Below are 16386 nucleotides of genomic sequence, written 5' to 3'. Positions count from 1 at the left end.
CGGCGCTGTTCCAGCGGGAGAGGACCGGGCGGGGGCAGCGGGTGAACGTGGCGATGCAGCACGCGGTGCTGAACCTGTGCCGGGTCAAGCTGCGCGACCAGCAGCGCCTGGCGCACGGGCCGTTGGCGGAGTACCCCAACGAGGACTTCGGCGATGAGGTCCCGCGCTCGGGGAATGCGTCGGGGGGCGGTCAGCCGGGGTGGGCGGTGCGGTGCGCGCCGGGCGGGCCCAACGACTACGTCTATGTCATCGTCCAGCCCGTCGGATGGGCGCCCCTGGCGGGGCTCATCCGACGGCCCGAGCTGGCTGATGATCCTGAATGGGCCACTCCTGAGGCGCGGTTGCCGAAGCTGGCGAAGATGTTCCAGCTGATCGAGGAATGGACGGCGACGCTGCCGAAGTGGCGGGTGCTGGAGGAGCTCAACCGGCACAACATTCCGTGTGGGCCGATCCTGTCGACCCGGGAGATCATCGAGGATGCCTCGCTGGCGGCCAACGACATGATCGTCGAGGTCGAGCATCCCGAACGCGGCACCTTCACCACCGTCGGCAACCCGCTCAAGCTCTCCGACTCGCCCACCACCATCACCACCCCACCCCTCCTCGGCCAGCACAACCAAGAGATCTACATCGATGAACTCGGCCTGTCACAGGACGAGTTGCCGCAGCTCAAGGCGCAGGGCGTCATCTGACCCACCCGACCCGACCGGAGAGGTAGCCCCACCATGTCTTCTTCCGTATCCCGGACCGCGACGGTCACCGACCGGCTCGTTGAAGCCAACCGTGCTTATGCCGCCGGTTTCACCGACCCCGGCATGGGCGCCCGCCCCGTCCTGCGTGTCGCCGTGGTGGCCTGCATGGACGCCCGTCTCGACCTGCACGCCGCGCTGGGCCTGGCGCTCGGTGACTGCCACACCATCCGCAACGCCGGGGGAGTCGTCACCGACGACACCATCCGCTCCCTGACGATCAGTCAGCGGGCGCTGGGTACGCGCAGTGTGGCGCTGATCCACCACACCGGCTGCGGGCTCCAGACCCTGACCGAGGACTTCCGCCACGAACTGGAACTGGAGGTCGGCCAGCGCCCCGCCTGGGCGGTGGAGGCCTTCCGGGACGTCGACCAGGACGTACGGCAGTCCATGCAGCGGGTGCGCACCTCGCCGTTCCTGCCGCACACCGACGACGTGCGCGGCTTCGTCTTCGACGTGACGACGGGCTTGTTGCGGGAGGTGGTCACACACTCCTCCGCCCGGGTCTCCTGAATTCTTGGCTGAGCCTCTGGCGCGACATCAACGCATGCAGAATACTGTATGCAATCATCGTTCGACAGTGGATCATCAGCCACTCCCGAGGGGGTCGCCCCGTGTCGTACCGCACCGCTCTCTCCGAAGTCCTGGCCGACGTCGTCGGACCCGTCGCCGAAGCGACCCGGGTCCAGGACAGATTCCCCCGCGGCACCGTCACCGCCCTCGGTCAGGCGGGGCTCCTCGGACTCACCGTCTCCGCCGAACTCGGCGGTGGGGGAATGGAATTGAGGGAAGCCGCCGACGTGGTGACGCGGACCGCGCGCGTCTGTCCGTCCACCGCGGCCGTGCTCCTGTCCCACTACACGGCGGTCGCCGTCCTCGAGGCGTACGGCTGCCCCTGGGTGCGCGGTGAGATCGCCGCCGGACGTCACCTCGCCAGTCTCGCGCTGGCCGAGTCGGCATCCGGGGCCGACGGCGGGGCCGGAGCCGGGGACCCGCTTCTCGACCCGCGCTCGTTGGCCACAGCCTCCGGCGGTGTCGTCGCCCTGCGGGGCCGCAAGCGAGGGGTGGTCGCGGCGGGGGAGGCCGACACCTACGTCTGGTCGTCCCGCCCCCTCGCCGCCCGGGCCGGACTGACGCTCTGGGCGGTCCCGGCGCACGCCCCCGACCTGTTCGTCCCGGCGCGTCCCGGCGTCGAGGGCCCCCGCGGCACCGCGACCTCCACCGTCTTCGCCGACCCGGTGCTGGTGCCGGCCGAGGCGATGCTGGGCACGGACGACGGAGGGCTCGACGTGGTGCTGCGCACGGTCCTGCCCTGGCTCCTCGAACTGCGGGCGGCGGCACAGCCGTTCCGCCCCGCGAACCCCGTCGAGCCGGGAAGTGCCCGTCGCCGGACCGACTCGCTCGCCGCGTCCTGACCCTTGCGCAAGCAACCTGGCCACCTTCAACGGCAGGGTTGTGTATACAGAAGTCTGTATGGAGTATTGACTGAGTCTCCGCACCTCTCGCCGGGGACCCGCGTGACGGAAGGCGAAGCGATCATGACGACCAGCGGCAGCGATGTGACGGTCGAGAGCGTGGTCCGGAGGGTGGTGGCCCGTCACCGCGGCGAACGCGGTCCGCTGCTGCCCGTACTGCACTCGCTTCAGGCCGAGTTGGGCCATGTGCCGCAGGAGGCGGTTCCGGTGCTCGCCGAGGAGCTCAACCTCTCCCGGGCGGACGTCCACGGAGTGGTGACCTTCTACCACGACTTCCGTCGCGAGCCCGCGGGTCGCACCACCGTGCGCATCTGCCGCGCCGAGGCCTGCCAGGCCCTGGGTGCCGACCAACTGGTCCACTACGCCCGCGAGTCCGGCCTGGCACTGGGCGAGACGACAGCCGACGGCTCGGTCACCGTCGAGCAGGTCTTCTGCCTCGGCAACTGCGCGCTCGGGCCGTCCGTGGAGGCGAACGGGCGCCTGTACGGCCGAGTCGGCCCCGCCCGGCTCGGCGCGATCCTCAACGGGACGGTCTCCTCATGAGCAACCCCTCACGCTCCACCGCCACCGTGTACGTCCCCCGCGACTCCGCGGCCAGGTCCGTCGGCGCCGACGAGGTGGCCCAGGCGCTCCAACAGGCCAGTGTCGCCGGGGACTTCGCCCTGGACGTCGTACGCAACGGATCACGTGGCATGCTCTGGCTGGAGCCCCTCGTCGAGGTGGTGACTCCCCAAGGCCGTGTCGGCTACGGACCGGTGGCCCCCGAGGACGTCGACGAACTCCTGGCCGCGGGCCTGCTCGACGGCGCCGACCACCCCCTCCGGCTCGGCATCGTCGATGAACTGCCCTGGCTGGCACGGCAGAACCGGGTCACCTTCGCCAGGGTCGGCGTCACCGACCCCCTGTCGACCGAGGACTACGAGGCCCACGGCGGCCTCGCCGGACTGCGCGCCGCCCTGGAGCTGGCGCCCGCGGACGTGGTCGCCGAGGTCACCGCGTCCGGACTGCGCGGCCGCGGCGGCGCCGGATTCCCGGCCGGCATCAAGTGGAAGACCGTCCTGGACTGCGCCGACGAGCTGAAGTTCGTCTGCTGCAACGCCGACGAGGGCGACAGCGGCACCTTCGCCGACCGCATGGTCATGGAGGGCGACCCCTTCATGCTCATCGAGGGCATGACGATCGCCGCACACGCGGTCGGGGCGAGCGAGGGCTATGTGTACATCCGCTCCGAATACCCCGACGCGATCGCCACGATGCGGCAGGCCATCGGCATCGCCCGCGAACACGGCTGGCTCGGCAGGAACATCCTCGGCTCCGCACTCCACTTCGACCTGCACGTCCGCGTCGGCGCCGGCGCGTACATCTGCGGCGAGGAGACCTCCATGCTGGAGAGCCTGGAGGGCAGACGCGGCATGGTCCGCGCCAAACCGCCGATCCCGGCGATCGAGGGCCTCTTCGGCAGACCGACCGTCGTCAACAACGTCCTCACCCTCGCCACCGTGCCCGTCGTGATGGCCGAGGGCGCGCAGGCCTACGAGCGCCTCGGCGTCGAACGCTCCCGCGGCACCCAGGTGTTCCAGCTCGGCGGCAACATCGCCCACGGCGGCATCGTGGAGACCGCGTTCGGCATCACCCTGCGCGAGCTCATCGAGGAGTACGGCGGCGGCACCCACTCCGGACGCCCGGTACGCACCGCGCAGGTCGGCGGCCCCCTCGGGGCCTACCTGCCGGAGTCGATGTTCGATCTCCCCATGGACTACGAGGCGTTCGCCGCCGCCGGTGCCATGGTCGGGCACGGCGGGGTGGTCGTGTTCGACGAGACCGTCGACATGGCCGCACAGGCCCGCTTCGCCATGGAGTTCTGCGCCGAGGAGTCCTGCGGCAAGTGCACCCCCTGCCGGGTCGGCGCGGTGCGCGGCGTCGAGGTGATCGACAAGATCGTCGCCGGCACCCACCGGGACGAGAACCTCGCCCTGCTGGAGGACCTCTGCGACCTGATGACCGAGGGCTCGCTGTGCGCGATGGGCGGGCTGACCCCGCTGCCCGTGCGCAGCGCCCTCACCCACTTCCCCGACGACTTCCTCGGCGGCCGTCGACTCCTCGACATCCAACCCGTACAGGCGACTGGCCGCAGGGCGGAGGGCACGGCATGACACTCCTCAAGGAAACCGACTTCGGAACGCCGGAAAGGCCGGGACCGGCGACGGTGAGAGTGGAGGTGGACGGCCTGCCGGTGACCGTCCCCGAGGGCACCTCGGTGATGCGCGCGGCGGCCCAAGCAGGCGTCGAGATACCGAAGTTGTGCGCCACCGACAGCCTGGAGGCGTTCGGCTCCTGCCGGCTGTGCGTGGTCGAGATCGACGGCCGGCGCGGCACCCCCGCCTCCTGCACCACCCCGTGCGCCGACGGCATGAAGGTCAGCACCCAGACCCCGAAGGTGGAGAAGCTCCGTCAGGGCGTCATGGAGCTCTACATCTCCGACCACCCCCTGGACTGTCTGACCTGCCCGGCCAACGGCGACTGCGAACTCCAGGACATGGCAGGGGTGGTGGGCCTCCGGCAGGTCCGCTACGGCTACGAGGGCGAGAACCACCTCGACGCCGAGAAGGACACCTCCAACCCCTACTTCGACTTCGACCCCTCCAAGTGCATCGCCTGCTCCCGTTGCGTCCGCGCCTGCGGCGAGGTCCAGGGCACCTTCGCGCTCACCATCGAGGGCCGCGGCTTCGACTCCAAGGTGTCACCGGGCGCGGGGGAGTCCTTCATGGACTCCGAGTGCGTCTCCTGCGGCGCCTGCGTGCAGGCCTGCCCGACGTCCACGCTCCAGGAACGCTCGGTCGTCGAACTCGGCATGCCCACCCGGTCGGTGGTGACCACCTGCGCCTACTGCGGGGTGGGCTGCTCCTTCAAGGCCGAGCTGCGCGGCGACGAACTCGTGCGCATGGTGCCGTACAAGGACGGCGGCGCCAACGAGGGCCATTCCTGTGTGAAGGGCAGGTTCGCCTTCGGCTACGCCACCCACCCCGACCGCATGCTCAAGCCGATGGTGCGCGACCGCATCACCGACCCCTGGCGCGAGGTCGAGTGGGACGAGGCGATCGGCACGGTCGCCCGCCGCCTGCGCGAGATCCAGGACCGGCACGGCGCCGGCGCGATCGGCGCCATCACCTCCTCGCGCTGCACCAACGAAGAGGTGTACGTCGTACAGAAGATGGTGCGCGCGGCCTTCGGCAACAACAACGTCGACACCTGCGCCCGCGTCTGCCACTCCCCGACGGGCTACGGACTCAAGCAGACCTTCGGGGAGTCGGCCGGCACCCAGGACTTCCGCTCGGTCGCCGAGGCCGACGTCATCATGGTGATCGGCGCCAACCCCACCGACGGACACCCGGTGTTCGCCTCCCGGATGAAGCGACGGCTGCGCGAGGGCGCCCGGTTGATCGTCGTGGACCCGCGCCGCATCGACCTCGTCCGCTCCCCGCACATCGAGGCCGCCCACCACCTCCAGCTGCGCCCGAGCACCAACGTGGCGGTCGTCAACGCGATGGCCCACGTGGTCGTCACCGAGGACCTCGTCGACCGGTCCTTCGTGGACGCCCGCTGCGAAGGCTTCGACGAGTGGGCCGAGTTCATCGCCCGCCCCGAGAACAGCCCGGAGGCCGTCGAGGAGATCACCGGCGTCCCGGCCGCCGAACTCCGGGCCGCCGCGCGGCTGTACGCGACCGCACCCAACGGGGCGATCTACTACGGCCTCGGTGTCACCGAGCACAGCCAGGGCTCCACCATGGTCATGGGAATGGCCAACCTCGCGATGGCGTGCGGCAACATCGGCCGCGACGGCGTCGGCGTGAACCCGCTGCGCGGCCAGAACAACGTGCAGGGCTCCTGCGACATGGGCTCCTTCCCGCACGAACTCCCCGGCTACCGGCACGTCTCCGACGACGCGGTCCGTACCGTCTTCGAGAACCTGTGGGGCGGAACCCTCCTCGCCGAACCGGGACTTCGCATCCCCAACATGTTCGACGCGGCCATCGACGGCACCTTCCGGGGCCTGTTCGTGCACGGCGAGGACATCGCCCAGTCCGACCCCAACCTGGGGCATGTCACCGCTGCCCTCGAAGCGATGGAACTGGTGGTCGTCCAGGACCTGTTCCTCAACGAGACGGCCAAGTTCGCCCATGTCTTCCTGCCCGGTGCCTCCTTCCTGGAGAAGGACGGCACCTTCACCAACGCCGAGCGGCGCATCAACCGGGTGCGCTCGGTGATGAAACCGAAGACGGGCAAGCACGAATGGCAGATCGTCAGCGAGATCGCCACCGCCATGGGCTACCCGATGTCCTACGACCACCCCGCCCAGATCATGGACGAGATCGCCTCGGTCACCCCGACGTTCACGGGAGTCTCCTTCGAGCTGCTGGACAAGCTCGGCAGCGTCCAGTGGCCGTGCAACGAGGAGGCGCCCGAGGGCACGCCCATCATGCACGTGGACGAATTCGTGCGCGGCAAGGGCAGGTTCGTGGTCACCTCCTACGTGCCGACCAGCGAACGCAGCACCCGGCGCTTCCCGCTGGTCCTCACCACCGGGCGGATCCTCAGCCAGTACAACGTCGGTGCCCAGACCCGCCGTACCGGCAACGTCGCCTGGCACCCCGAGGACATCCTGGAGCTGCATCCGCACGACGCCGAGGTCCGCGGGATCAACGACGGCGACATGGTCACCCTGGCCAGCCGGGTCGGGCGGACCACCCTGCGCGCGGAACTCTCCGACCGGATGCCGACCGGGGTCGTCTACACCACGTTCCACCATCCCGTCACCGGCGCCAACGTGGTCACCACGGAGAACTCCGACTGGGCCACCAACTGCCCGGAGTACAAGGTGACCGCCGTCCAGGTGGCGCTCGCCCGCCCCGACCGGACGGACGACACCGAGACCGCCGGGAACGACCTCGTGACGGTGGTGGACTGACATGACAGCGACCGCCGTGCCGTCCGAGTGCCGGATGGCCAACGACATCGCCAGGAACCTCGCCCATCTGCCGGGTGAGGAGGCGGCCGAGGCGATCGCGGGACACATCGGCAGGTTCTGGGATCCGCGTATGCGTACCCGGCTGTACGAGTTCGTCGACGCGGGAGCGGAGGGGCTCGACCCGCTGGTGGCGGCCGCGGTGAAGCGTCTGCGCTGACCTGTGCGGTCTCCTCCCTGTACATCGCTCCACACTGCATACAGTATGGAGTCATTGGTCCCAGGGTAGATCCCAAGGGCAGATCCCACGGGCAGGGAGGAGCCGCGCATGCTGTTCCGGCAGCTCGAGTACTTCGTGGCGGTGGCGAGGGAACGGCACTTCGCCCGGGCGGCGGAATCCTGCTACGTCTCCCAGCCCGCGCTCTCCGCGGCGATCGCGAAGCTGGAGCGGGAGCTGAACGTCACGCTGATCAACCGCGGCCACACCTACCAGGGCCTGACCCCCGAGGGCGAGCGGCTCGTCGTATGGGCCAAGCGGATCCTCGCCGAGCAGGACGCCTTCAAGGCCGAGGTCGCCGCCGTGCAGTCCGGCATCACCGGCACCCTCCGCCTGGGCACCGACCCCACCGCGTCCACGACCCTCGCCCTCCCCGTCGCCGCGTTCTGCGCCGCGCACCCGCTGGCCAAGGTCCAGGTCCGCTCACGGCTGTCCACGAAGGAACTCCACCGGCAGCTGCGCGACTACGAACTCGACGTGGCCATCGCCCACTTCGACCCGGACGACCAGGAGGGCCTCCAGGTCGTCCCGCTCTATCAGGAGCGGTACATGCTGCTCGTCTCCGACGACCAGCTGGTCTCCCAGAGCCCGACCATGACCTGGGCGGACGCCGCCGAGCTGCCGCTCGCCCTGCTCACCCCCGACATGCGGATCCGGCAGATCGTCGACACGGTGTTCGCGGAGAAGGGGTTCGTGGTCACCCCGCAGGTCGAGACGGACTCGATCGCCTCCCTCTACGCGCACGTGGGCGGCGGCGGTTGGGCCAGCATCGTGCCGCACACCTGGTTGCGCGCCATGCCGGTGGTCGGCCGGACCCGCGCGCTGCCCCTGGTCGACCCGGAGGCCGGCGCGCAGGTCTCGGTCGCGATCCACGCGGCCACCCCCGGCTCGGTCGCGGCCCGCGCGTTCGTCAACGCGGCGACGGGTCTGTCCCTGGACGACTTCTTCGCCCGCCCGTTGCCTGCCGACCACCTCATGCACTGAACGGGGACCGACACCTCCCCACCCATGCAACCCGGTTCGTCACCCTCCATACCGCGCCTGAACCGCCTTCCGGTCCAGCCCGCCCTTCGCCGTGTACGGCAACGCGGCGACCACCTCCAGCCGGTCCGGGACCTCGAAGGGGGCCAGATGGTCCCGGCAGTACCGGAGGATCTCCTCGCGCCCGGCGCCGTCCCCCTCCCGTACCACCACGACCGCCCCGACCCGCTGCCCGTACACCGGGTCCGGCACCGGGAACACCGCCGCCTCCGCGACCCCCGGGCAGCCCGCGAGGATGTCCTCGACCCGTTCGGGCGAGATCTTCTCGCCGCCCCGGTTGATGAGGTTCTTGATCCGCCCGGTCAGCGACAGATATCCGTCAACGTCCAGCGCCCCCAGGTCACCGGTGCGCAGCCAGCCGCCGACGAAGGTCCGGGCCGACTCCTCGCCGTCGTCCAGATACCCCCGGGCGACCGTGGGCCCCTGCACCCACACCTCGCCTTCGACACCGGCCGGGCAAGGGCGCCCGCTCCCGTCCACGATCCGTACCTCGACCCCGGTCGGCCGGCCCACCGACCCCTGCCGGAGGCCTCCCCGCTGCGGCAGCGGTTCACTGGTTGCCTGGTGGGTGGACTCGGTCATCCCGTACGCGGACAGCAGCGGCGCCCCGAAGGTCCGCTCCAGCGCCCGCTGGGTCGCCGTGTTGAGGGGCGCGCTGCAGCTCCGTACGAACTTCAGCGGTGGTGCCTGCGGACCCGGGTGGTCCCGGTCCGAGCGCTCCAGCAGGATCTCGTGGATCGCCGGCACCGCCGTGAACCAGGTGGCGCCCGCCGCCCGCATGTCGTCCCAGAACGTGCCCGCCGAGAACCGTCCCCGCTCCGGCAGCAGCACACAGCCCCCGCTGGCCAGGGAGGACAGCAGCGCCGCGAACAGTCCGTGGCCGTGGAAGAACGGCATCACCGCGACCGTGGCGTCCCCGGGCCCCAACTCGTAGCCGGCGCAGATGTTCCGGACGGAGGCGGCCACGTTGGCGTGGGTCAGCGGGACCATCTTCGCCCGGGCGGTGGTCCCGGCGGTGAACAGCACGAGAGCGTCCCGCTCCGACAACTCGGCCGAGGCCGCGGTGCCTTGATGTTCCCCGCACGCCGAGGCATCCAGCGCCACCGTCGTCGTCCCCGCACCGGAGACGTCGACCCGCAACGGCCACGCGGGCACCGGCACCACCGGCGCACCGGACACCGCCGTGTCGAACAGGACAGCCCGTGCGCCCAACCCCGTCACCCGAGCGGCGAGTTGAGCTTCCGGAAGGGCGGGGTCCAGGGGAGCGGTCACCAGTCCGGCCCGCGCCGCGCCGAGCAGTCCCACGACGAACTCGGCCGTGTTGGCGCAGATCAGCCCCACGGCGTCCCCGGGGCGCAGGCCCGCATCGCCGAGCCGGGCGGCCACGTCGTCGGCGAGGGCCGCGAGCGTCTGGTACGACAGCCGCACGCGCTCACCGGTCACCACGAGGGCGCGCGCCGAGGGGCGTTCCCGCACCTGCCGGTCGAGGAGATCGGCGAGACCCGCGATCTCCGGAGGCCGGTACCGGTTCGCGTCGCGCACGGATGCCGCGGCCGGAACGGCCATGACCCCACCCCCTCGCACAGCTTCGACGGAACATCCTCTGCGAGCCTGCGGTGGCCTCCGGAGCGCGTCCAATACCCGCTGGCGAACGCCCGATAGCGGCTGTCTATCAAGGGAGTTGCCAGGCCTCCCACCAGCCCTCGATAGACGCCGTTTATCGGCTGGTCGCCGATGGGTCTTGGACGCGGGCGAGCGCGCTGCGGATGGTGAGAGAAGTAGCCGCTCCGGCAGGACCTGCCCAAGGAGGACCTCGGACCATGACCGCTCCCTCGACCGTGGAGACCGCGGCAGCAGCCGACGTTCCGACCGAGCTCACCGACGGGTACCACCTGGTCGTCGACGCGCTCAAGCTCAACGACATCGACACCATCTACGGCGTCGTCGGCATCCCGATCACCGACCTGGCCCGGCTCGCCCAGGCGCAGGGCATCCGCTACATCGGCTTCCGGCACGAGAGCAACGCCGGACACGCGGCCGCCATCGCCGGCTACCTCAACAAGAAGCCCGGCGTGGCCCTCACCGTCTCGGCCCCGGGCTTCCTCAACGGCCTGGTCGCCCTCGCGAACGCCACCACCAACTGCTTCCCCATGGTGCAGATCTCCGGCTCCAGCGAGCGCCACCTCGTCGACCTGAAGCAGGGCGACTACGAGGAGATGGACCAACTCGCCGCCGCCCAGCCCTTCGTGAAGGCCGCCTACCGGGTCAGCCGGGTGGAGGACATCGGCCGCGGCATCGCGCGCGCCCTGCGCACCGCGATCTCCGGGCGCCCCGGCGGTGTCTATCTCGACATCCCCGCCGCGGTGCTCGGCGCCATCATGCCCAAGGCCGAGGGGGACCGGACCCTGAGCCGTCTCGTCGACCCCGCCCCGCGGCAGCTCCCGGCGCCGGAGGCCGTGGACCGGGCGATCGAGCTCCTCGCGTCCGCCGAACGCCCCCTGGTGGTCCTGGGCAAGGGCGCCGCGTACGCCCAGGCGGACGACAAGGTACGGCAGTTCGTCGAGTCCACCGGCATCCCCTACGTACCGATGTCGATGGCGAAGGGCCTGCTGCCCGATGACCACCCGCAGTCGGCGGCCACCGCACGCTCGCTCGCGCTGAAGAAGGCCGACGTCGTGATGCTGATCGGCGCCCGCCTCAACTGGCTGCTGGGGCACGGCCAGACGGGCTGGAACCCGGACGCCAAGTTCGTCCAGATCGACATCGACCCCAAGGAGATGGACAGCAACCAGCCCATCTCCGCGCCGCTCGTCGGCGACATCGAGTCGGTGCTCGACGCGCTCGCCGAACGCACCAAGCCCGGCCAGATCCAGGCCCCTTCGGCCTGGCGCGAGGAACTCGGGGCACGCTCGGCGCAGAACGTCGCCAAGATGGCCGAGCGTCTGGCGGCCGACCCGCACCCGATGCAGTTCATGGGCGCCCTGAAGGCCGTACGGGACGTCGTGCATCAGCACCCGGAGACGTACATCGTCAACGAGGGCGCCAACGCCCTGGACATCGCCCGCAACGTCATCGACATGCACGTACCGCGCCACCGCCTCGACAGCGGCACCTGGGGCGTCATGGGCATCGGCATGGGCTACGCCATCGCAGCCGCCGTCGAGAGCGGTGCACCGGTCGTCGCCATCGAGGGCGACAGCGCCTTCGGGTTCAGCGGCATCGAGATCGAGACGATCTGCCGCTACAAGCTGCCCGTCGTCACCGTGATCATGAACAACGGCGGGGTCTACCGCGGCGACGACACCAACCCGTACGACGACGAACCCTCGCCCACCACCCTGATGTCGGCGGCCCGCCACGACCTGCTCATCGAGTCGTTCGGCGGCAAGGGCTACCGGGCCACCACCCCCGCCGAGGTCACCGCCGCCCTCACCGAGGCCCTCGCCCTGGGCGGCCCGGCGCTCATCGACTGCGTGATCGACCCCTCGGCCGGCACCGAGAGCGGCCACATCTCCCACCTCAACCCCAAGGGCATCACCGTCGGCAACATCACGCCCGCCGCCAAGTGACCACGTACCTTCACGAAAAGGAAGCAGACATGAGTGAAAAGCCGCTCGCCGGAATCAAGGTGATCGACTTCACCGGGGTCCAGGCCGGTCCCGCCTGCACGCAGATGCTCGCCTGGTTCGGCGCCGACGTCCTGAAGGTGGAGCGCCCCAACGGCGGCGATGTGACGCGCCGTCAGCTCAGGGACATCGAGGACCTGGACGCCCTCTACTTCACGATGCTCAACAGCAACAAGCGTTCCCTCGCCATCAACACCAAGACCGCCGAGGGCAAGGAGGTCCTGGAGAAGCTCATCAAGGACGCCGACGTCCTGGTGGAGAACTTCGCGCCGGGCGCCCTGGACCGCATGGGCTTCACCTGGGAACGCATCCAGGAGCTCAACCCGCGCCTCATCTTCGGCTCGGTGAAGGGCTTCAACGACCAGTCGTCCTGGAACGACCTCAAGGTCTACGAGAACGTCGCCCAGTGCGCGGGCGGCGCCGCCTCCACCACGGGCTTCTGGGACGGCCCGCCCACCATCTCCGGCGCCGCCATCGGCGACACCAACACCGGGATGCACCTGGCGATCGGCATCCTCACCGCGATCATCGACCGCGGCAAGACCGGCCGCGGCCAGAAGGTCTCCGTCTCCATGCAGGACGCCGTCCTCAACCTCTGCCGAGTCAAGCTCCGCGACCAGCAGCGCCTGGAGCGGGTCGGCCACCTGGAGGAGTACCCGCAGTACCCCAACGGCGAGTTCACCGACGTGGTGCCGCGCGGCGGCAACGCGGGCGGCGGCGGCCAGCCCGGCTGGGTCCTCAAGTGCAAGGGCTGGGAGGACGACCCGAACGCGTACATCTACTTCACCGTCCAGGAGCAGAACTGGAAGCGCACCGCCGAGGTGATCGGCCACCCCGAGTGGGCCGAGGACCCGGAGTACGCCACCGCGCTCGCCCGCCAGTCGCACATCTTCGAGATCTTCGAGGAGATCGAGAAGTGGCTCGCGGACAAGACCAAGTACGAGGCGGTGAACATCCTGCGCGAGTGGGAGGTGCCCTGCGCCCCCGTGATGAGCATGAAGGAGATCGCCTACGACGAGGACCTGCGCAGGAGCGGCACGGTCGTCGAGGTCGAGCAGAAGGGCCGCGGCACGTATCTGACCGTCGGCAGCCCCGTGAAGTTCTCCGGGTTCAAGCCGGAGATCGTCGGCGCCCCGCTGCTGGGTGAGCACAGCTCGGAGGTGCTGGTCGAGCTGGGCTACGACGAGGAGACGATCGGTCGCCTCAAGGAGAGCGGCGTCATCGTCTGAGGACATGGTGAAGGGGCCGTCACCCACCGCGTGACGGCCCCTTCACCATGTCCTCAGACCGACGCCTCGGCCCGTCGCCGCATCAGCTCTCGCTCCCGCTCACGCCGTGCGGTCACGTCCCGGACGACCGCACCGCAGTAGCTGCTGCCGTCGGGCCCGGAGAGCAGGACCACGCTGAACTCGATGGACAGCTTGCGGCCGTCCGCGGCCAGCGCCGGCACGTTCAGCAGATCCGCGTCGCCGTACTTGCTGTACCCGCGCTCCATGGCGGCGTCGAAGCCCTCCTGGTGCCGCTTGCGGTGCCGCTCCGGGATGATGACGTCCAGACTTCGCCCCGTCACGTCGGCCGCGGGGAACCCGAAGATGCGCTCCGCACCCCGGTTCCAGTAACGGATCAGACCTTCGCTGTCGGTGATCACTATGCCGTCGGGCGCCTGAGCCGCCATGCCCAGCACCACCGCGGAATCCAGATCTTCCATGTCGCCTCCGAGTCGGGGCCGCGAGAGTGTCAATAGTATACAGAATACTGTCGCCAGAGCTCCTGGTCGGACGGATATGCAGGTGAAGGGCACTCCGAAAGCTTGGTATTGTTGTCCATGTCGCCGCGGGGAACACCCCCGTCAAGGCGGCAGACACCTGGTCCGGGTGGCGGAATGGCAGACGCGCTAGCTTGAGGTGCTAGTGCCCTTTATCGGGCGTGGGGGTTCAAGTCCCCCCTCGGACACCAGCTCATCGCACAACAAGAAGCGCCGACCCCGGCAGGGGCGGCGCTTTTCTCGTCCCGGTGACCGGCCCGCTCAGCACAGCTCGTGCCGGGTCCCCTCCGTGACGGCGCGCAGCTTGTCGGGGTTGGCCACGTTGTGGAGCGTCGAGATACGGCCCTGCTCGTCGAAGTCGAAGGTGAGCGTGGCGATCACCCGGTCAGGGCCGCGGAAGACCACCCCCGGGCCGCCGTTGACCGAGGTCAGCTCCGCCCGCATCTGCCCGGGCTCGATGCCCTGGTAGGTCACGCTGCCGAGCGCGGCGAACCAACGGGCCACCGTCTCCAGGCCGACGACCGGTTTCAGGGCCTGGCGGACCTTCCCGCCGCCGTCGGTCCACAGCGTCACGTCCGGGGAGAGCAGCTCCATCAGGGTGTTGATGTCACCGCCGGTCGTCGCCGCGAAGAAGCGCTCGGTGACGTCCCGTTGACGGGCCCGGTCAGCGGCGAAACGGGGCCGGCGCGCCTGCACATGTGCGCGGGCACGGAGCGCGGCCTGCCGTACCGCCGCCTCCGAGCGTTCCACCGCCTGCGCGATCTCGACGTAGCTGAAGGCGAAGACCTCCTTCAGCACGAACACCGCGCGCTCCAGCGGAGTCAGCGTCTCCAGGACGACGAGCAGGGCCATGGACACCGAGTCCGCCGTGGCCACGTCGTCGGCGGTGTCCGGACCGGTGAGGATCGGCTCGGGGAGCCATGGCCCGACGTACGTCTCGCGCTGGCGGCGGGTCGAACGCAGCTGCTCCATGGCCACGTTGGTGACGATCCGCGTCAGGTACGCCTTGGGGTCGGCGACCTGGGCACGATCCGCCGACGACCACTTCAGCCAGGTCTCCTGGACCGCGTCCTCGGCGTCCGCCGCCGTGCCGAGGACACGGTAGGCGACCGAGAAGAGCAGCGTGCGGTACTGCTGGAAGGCGAGCTGGTCGGGGCCGGCCTGCTGCGGCTGGGTCACTTGGCGCTCCGGATCCGGGTGTGGCGGCCGCCGTGCGGCCAGAACGCGCCCGAGGCGGGCATCTTCTTCATACGGCCGAAGGTGGCCCACGGTGCCGCGCTGACGATCTCCTTGTACCGCACGGCGCCCTTGCCGGTCAGCACGATCCGGCGCGGGCTGTCGTCGGGACGGGTGAACTGTACGACGGCATCGTTCCGGCCCAGGCTGACGGGTGTGTGGTAGTAGCCGAACCGGAACGGCCTGGGCTGTTTCCCGGCCAGGACCCGCAGGATCGACAGGGCCGCGTGCACTCCCGTGGGCATCCCGCTCTGGCAGGTCCCGTGCAGCACGCCGTAGCCCTGACGGACCGCCGCGGCGTCGCCCACGGCGTAGACGTCCGGGTGGGAGACCGAGCGCAGCGCGTCGTCGGTGACCACGCGGCCGCGGTCGTCGACGGTCAGGCCCGCGGCGGCGGCCAGCGGTGGGACACGGGTGCCGCTGGTCCACAGCACCACGTCCGCCGGAACGCCGGAGCCGTCCGCGAGTTCGACGCTGTCCGGCAGCACCTTGGTCACCTCGGCTCCGGCGCGCACCCGCACGCCGAGCCGGGCGAGCGCCGCGTCCACGTGGGCCTTGGCCTTGGGGTGCAGGGTGGCCCCGGGCTCCTGCCGGCCCAGCAGGACCACCTGGAGCCGGGGGTGCCGTTCGGCGATCTCCGCGGCGGCCTCGACACCGGTGAGTCCGCTGCCGCCGATCACGACCGTGCCGCCGTCGAGCCGTTCCAGCCGGTCGGCGAGAAGCGCGGCGGACTCCGGGCCGTCGAGGGTGTGGGCGTGCTCGTCCACGCCGGGGACGGTGACGGTGTCCGCGATGCTGCCCAGGCCGTAGACCAGGGTGTCGTAGCGCAGGACCCGGTCGTCGTCGATCCGGACGGTGCTCGCCTCCGCGTCCACGGCGGTGACCCAGCCGCGGACGAACACGGCACCGGTGCCGTCCAGCAGCTCCGGGATCCTCATCTCCGCCGTCTCCTGGCCGGTGGCGGTCATGTGCAGCCGAAGCCGCTCGGTGAAGGTGTCGTACGGGTTGACCAGCGTCACCCGCAGATCTCCCCGCTTCCTGCTCCGTGCGGCGAGTTGTGTCGCGGCGGAGAGCCCGGCATATCCGGCCCCCAGGACCAGGACCTCGTGCCGCCGGGCCGCTGCCGAGTGCGTCGTCTTCATGGTCTGCCATCGCTTTCGTGTAGGTCGTTCCCGCCGTGCGGACGACCACCAGACGCAAGCGGGCCTCCGGAACGTGAGGCGAGATGCGTGTGACCTGCGCCACGCGCTGAGC

The 16386-nt window shown here is 70.3% G+C and carries 14 protein-coding genes and 1 tRNA gene; 11 read left to right on the top strand and 4 right to left on the bottom strand.

Annotation, left to right across the window (positions count from 1 at the left end):
* From AQJ54_RS15055 to AQJ54_RS15020, 8 genes are all read left to right on the top strand, one after another.
* Positions 1-692: CoA transferase (locus tag AQJ54_RS15055; RefSeq protein ID WP_211278535.1), on the top strand; the 692-nt coding region annotated here is incomplete at its 5' end.
* A gap of 33 nt (positions 693-725) precedes the next feature.
* Positions 726-1262 (top strand): beta-class carbonic anhydrase, encoded by a 537-nt coding sequence (locus tag AQJ54_RS15050; RefSeq protein WP_062028943.1) that lies wholly within the window; start codon positions 726-728, stop codon positions 1260-1262.
* Between the two features lie 101 nt (positions 1263-1363).
* Positions 1364-2164, top strand: coding sequence for an acyl-CoA dehydrogenase family protein (locus AQJ54_RS15045; RefSeq protein WP_062237749.1), 801 nt, complete (start codon positions 1364-1366; stop codon positions 2162-2164).
* A 102-nt stretch (positions 2165-2266) separates the two neighbouring features.
* Positions 2267-2767 (top strand): NAD(P)H-dependent oxidoreductase subunit E, encoded by a 501-nt coding sequence (locus tag AQJ54_RS15040; protein ID WP_246090973.1) that lies wholly within the window; start codon positions 2267-2269, stop codon positions 2765-2767.
* Positions 2764-4377 carry a formate dehydrogenase beta subunit gene (locus AQJ54_RS15035; RefSeq protein ID WP_062028948.1) on the top strand — a complete coding sequence of 538 codons (1614 nt, stop codon included), beginning with the start codon at positions 2764-2766 and terminating at the stop codon, positions 4375-4377. The genes AQJ54_RS15040 and AQJ54_RS15035 overlap by 4 nt, the downstream gene beginning before the upstream one ends.
* Positions 4374-7190, top strand: a complete 2817-nt coding sequence (gene fdhF / locus AQJ54_RS15030; RefSeq protein ID WP_062237746.1) for a formate dehydrogenase subunit alpha — start codon at positions 4374-4376, stop codon at positions 7188-7190. The genes AQJ54_RS15035 and fdhF overlap by 4 nt, the downstream gene beginning before the upstream one ends.
* 1 nt (position 7191) lies before the next feature.
* Positions 7192-7407, top strand: a complete 216-nt coding sequence (locus AQJ54_RS15025) for a formate dehydrogenase subunit delta (RefSeq protein ID WP_243659649.1) — start codon at positions 7192-7194, stop codon at positions 7405-7407.
* A gap of 108 nt (positions 7408-7515) precedes the next feature.
* Entirely contained in the window at positions 7516-8448 is a 933-nt protein-coding gene (locus tag AQJ54_RS15020; RefSeq protein ID WP_062028952.1) for a LysR family transcriptional regulator, read from the top strand.
* 39 nt (positions 8449-8487) lie between these two features.
* Here the strand turns inward: AQJ54_RS15020 and AQJ54_RS15015 are convergent, their stop codons facing one another.
* Positions 8488-10071, bottom strand: coding sequence for a FadD7 family fatty acid--CoA ligase (locus AQJ54_RS15015; RefSeq protein ID WP_062237743.1), 1584 nt, complete (start codon positions 10069-10071; stop codon positions 8488-8490).
* A gap of 254 nt (positions 10072-10325) precedes the next feature.
* Here AQJ54_RS15015 and oxc point away from each other — a divergent pair, with 254 nt between their 5' ends.
* Both oxc and frc read left to right on the top strand, forming a co-directional pair.
* A complete protein-coding gene (oxc, locus tag AQJ54_RS15010; RefSeq protein ID WP_062237741.1) occupies positions 10326-12074 on the top strand; it encodes an oxalyl-CoA decarboxylase in 1749 nt (582 codons plus the stop codon).
* A gap of 29 nt (positions 12075-12103) precedes the next feature.
* The gene (gene frc, locus AQJ54_RS15005) at positions 12104-13360 is read left to right on the top strand and encodes a formyl-CoA transferase (RefSeq protein WP_062028958.1); all 1257 of its coding nucleotides are present in this window, start codon (positions 12104-12106) and stop codon (positions 13358-13360) included.
* Positions 13361-13413: 53 nt separating this feature from the next.
* Here frc and AQJ54_RS15000 read toward each other — a convergent pair whose 3' ends face one another.
* A complete protein-coding gene (locus tag AQJ54_RS15000; protein ID WP_062237739.1) occupies positions 13414-13839 on the bottom strand; it encodes a PAS domain S-box protein in 426 nt (141 codons plus the stop codon).
* A gap of 160 nt (positions 13840-13999) precedes the next feature.
* Here AQJ54_RS15000 and AQJ54_RS14995 point away from each other — a divergent pair.
* Positions 14000-14087 (top strand) — tRNA-Leu (locus AQJ54_RS14995).
* 70 nt (positions 14088-14157) lie between these two features.
* Here AQJ54_RS14995 and AQJ54_RS14990 read toward each other — a convergent pair.
* Together AQJ54_RS14990 and AQJ54_RS14985 are read right to left on the bottom strand one after the other, a co-directional pair.
* Positions 14158-15075 (bottom strand): RNA polymerase sigma-70 factor, encoded by a 918-nt coding sequence (locus AQJ54_RS14990; RefSeq protein WP_062237737.1) that lies wholly within the window; start codon positions 15073-15075, stop codon positions 14158-14160.
* Positions 15072-16274 (bottom strand): NAD(P)/FAD-dependent oxidoreductase, encoded by a 1203-nt coding sequence (locus AQJ54_RS14985; protein WP_062237735.1) that lies wholly within the window; start codon positions 16272-16274, stop codon positions 15072-15074. Before AQJ54_RS14985 ends, AQJ54_RS14990 begins: the two co-directional genes overlap by 4 nt.
* Between the last annotated feature and the right edge of the window lie 112 nt (positions 16275-16386).

The sequence above is a fragment of the Streptomyces griseorubiginosus genome (genome assembly GCF_001514195.1).
Classification (GTDB): Bacteria; Actinomycetota; Actinomycetes; order Streptomycetales; family Streptomycetaceae; genus Streptomyces; species Streptomyces griseorubiginosus.
The sequence above is the reverse complement of the archived record's forward strand: the minus strand, read 5'-3'. Positions and strand labels throughout refer to the sequence as shown.

Bases quoted from the DNA above. Each gene is read 5' to 3' on its own strand.
- AQJ54_RS15050 (WP_062028943.1), top strand. From the start codon at position 726: ATGTCTTCTTCCGTATCCCGGACCGCGACGGTCACCGACCGGCTCGTT.
- AQJ54_RS15035 (WP_062028948.1), top strand. From the start codon at position 2,764: ATGAGCAACCCCTCACGCTCCACCGCCACCGTGTACGTCCCCCGCGAC.
- fdhF (WP_062237746.1), top strand. From the start codon at position 4,374: ATGACACTCCTCAAGGAAACCGACTTCGGAACGCCGGAAAGGCCGGGA.
- AQJ54_RS15025 (WP_243659649.1), top strand. From the start codon at position 7,192: ATGACAGCGACCGCCGTGCCGTCCGAGTGCCGGATGGCCAACGACATC.
- AQJ54_RS15020 (WP_062028952.1), top strand. From the start codon at position 7,516: ATGCTGTTCCGGCAGCTCGAGTACTTCGTGGCGGTGGCGAGGGAACGG.
- AQJ54_RS15015 (WP_062237743.1), bottom strand. From the start codon at position 10,071: ATGGCCGTTCCGGCCGCGGCATCCGTGCGCGACGCGAACCGGTACCGG.
- oxc (WP_062237741.1), top strand. From the start codon at position 10,326: ATGACCGCTCCCTCGACCGTGGAGACCGCGGCAGCAGCCGACGTTCCG.
- frc (WP_062028958.1), top strand. From the start codon at position 12,104: ATGAGTGAAAAGCCGCTCGCCGGAATCAAGGTGATCGACTTCACCGGG.
- AQJ54_RS15000 (WP_062237739.1), bottom strand. From the start codon at position 13,839: ATGGAAGATCTGGATTCCGCGGTGGTGCTGGGCATGGCGGCTCAGGCG.
- AQJ54_RS14985 (WP_062237735.1), bottom strand. From the start codon at position 16,274: ATGAAGACGACGCACTCGGCAGCGGCCCGGCGGCACGAGGTCCTGGTC.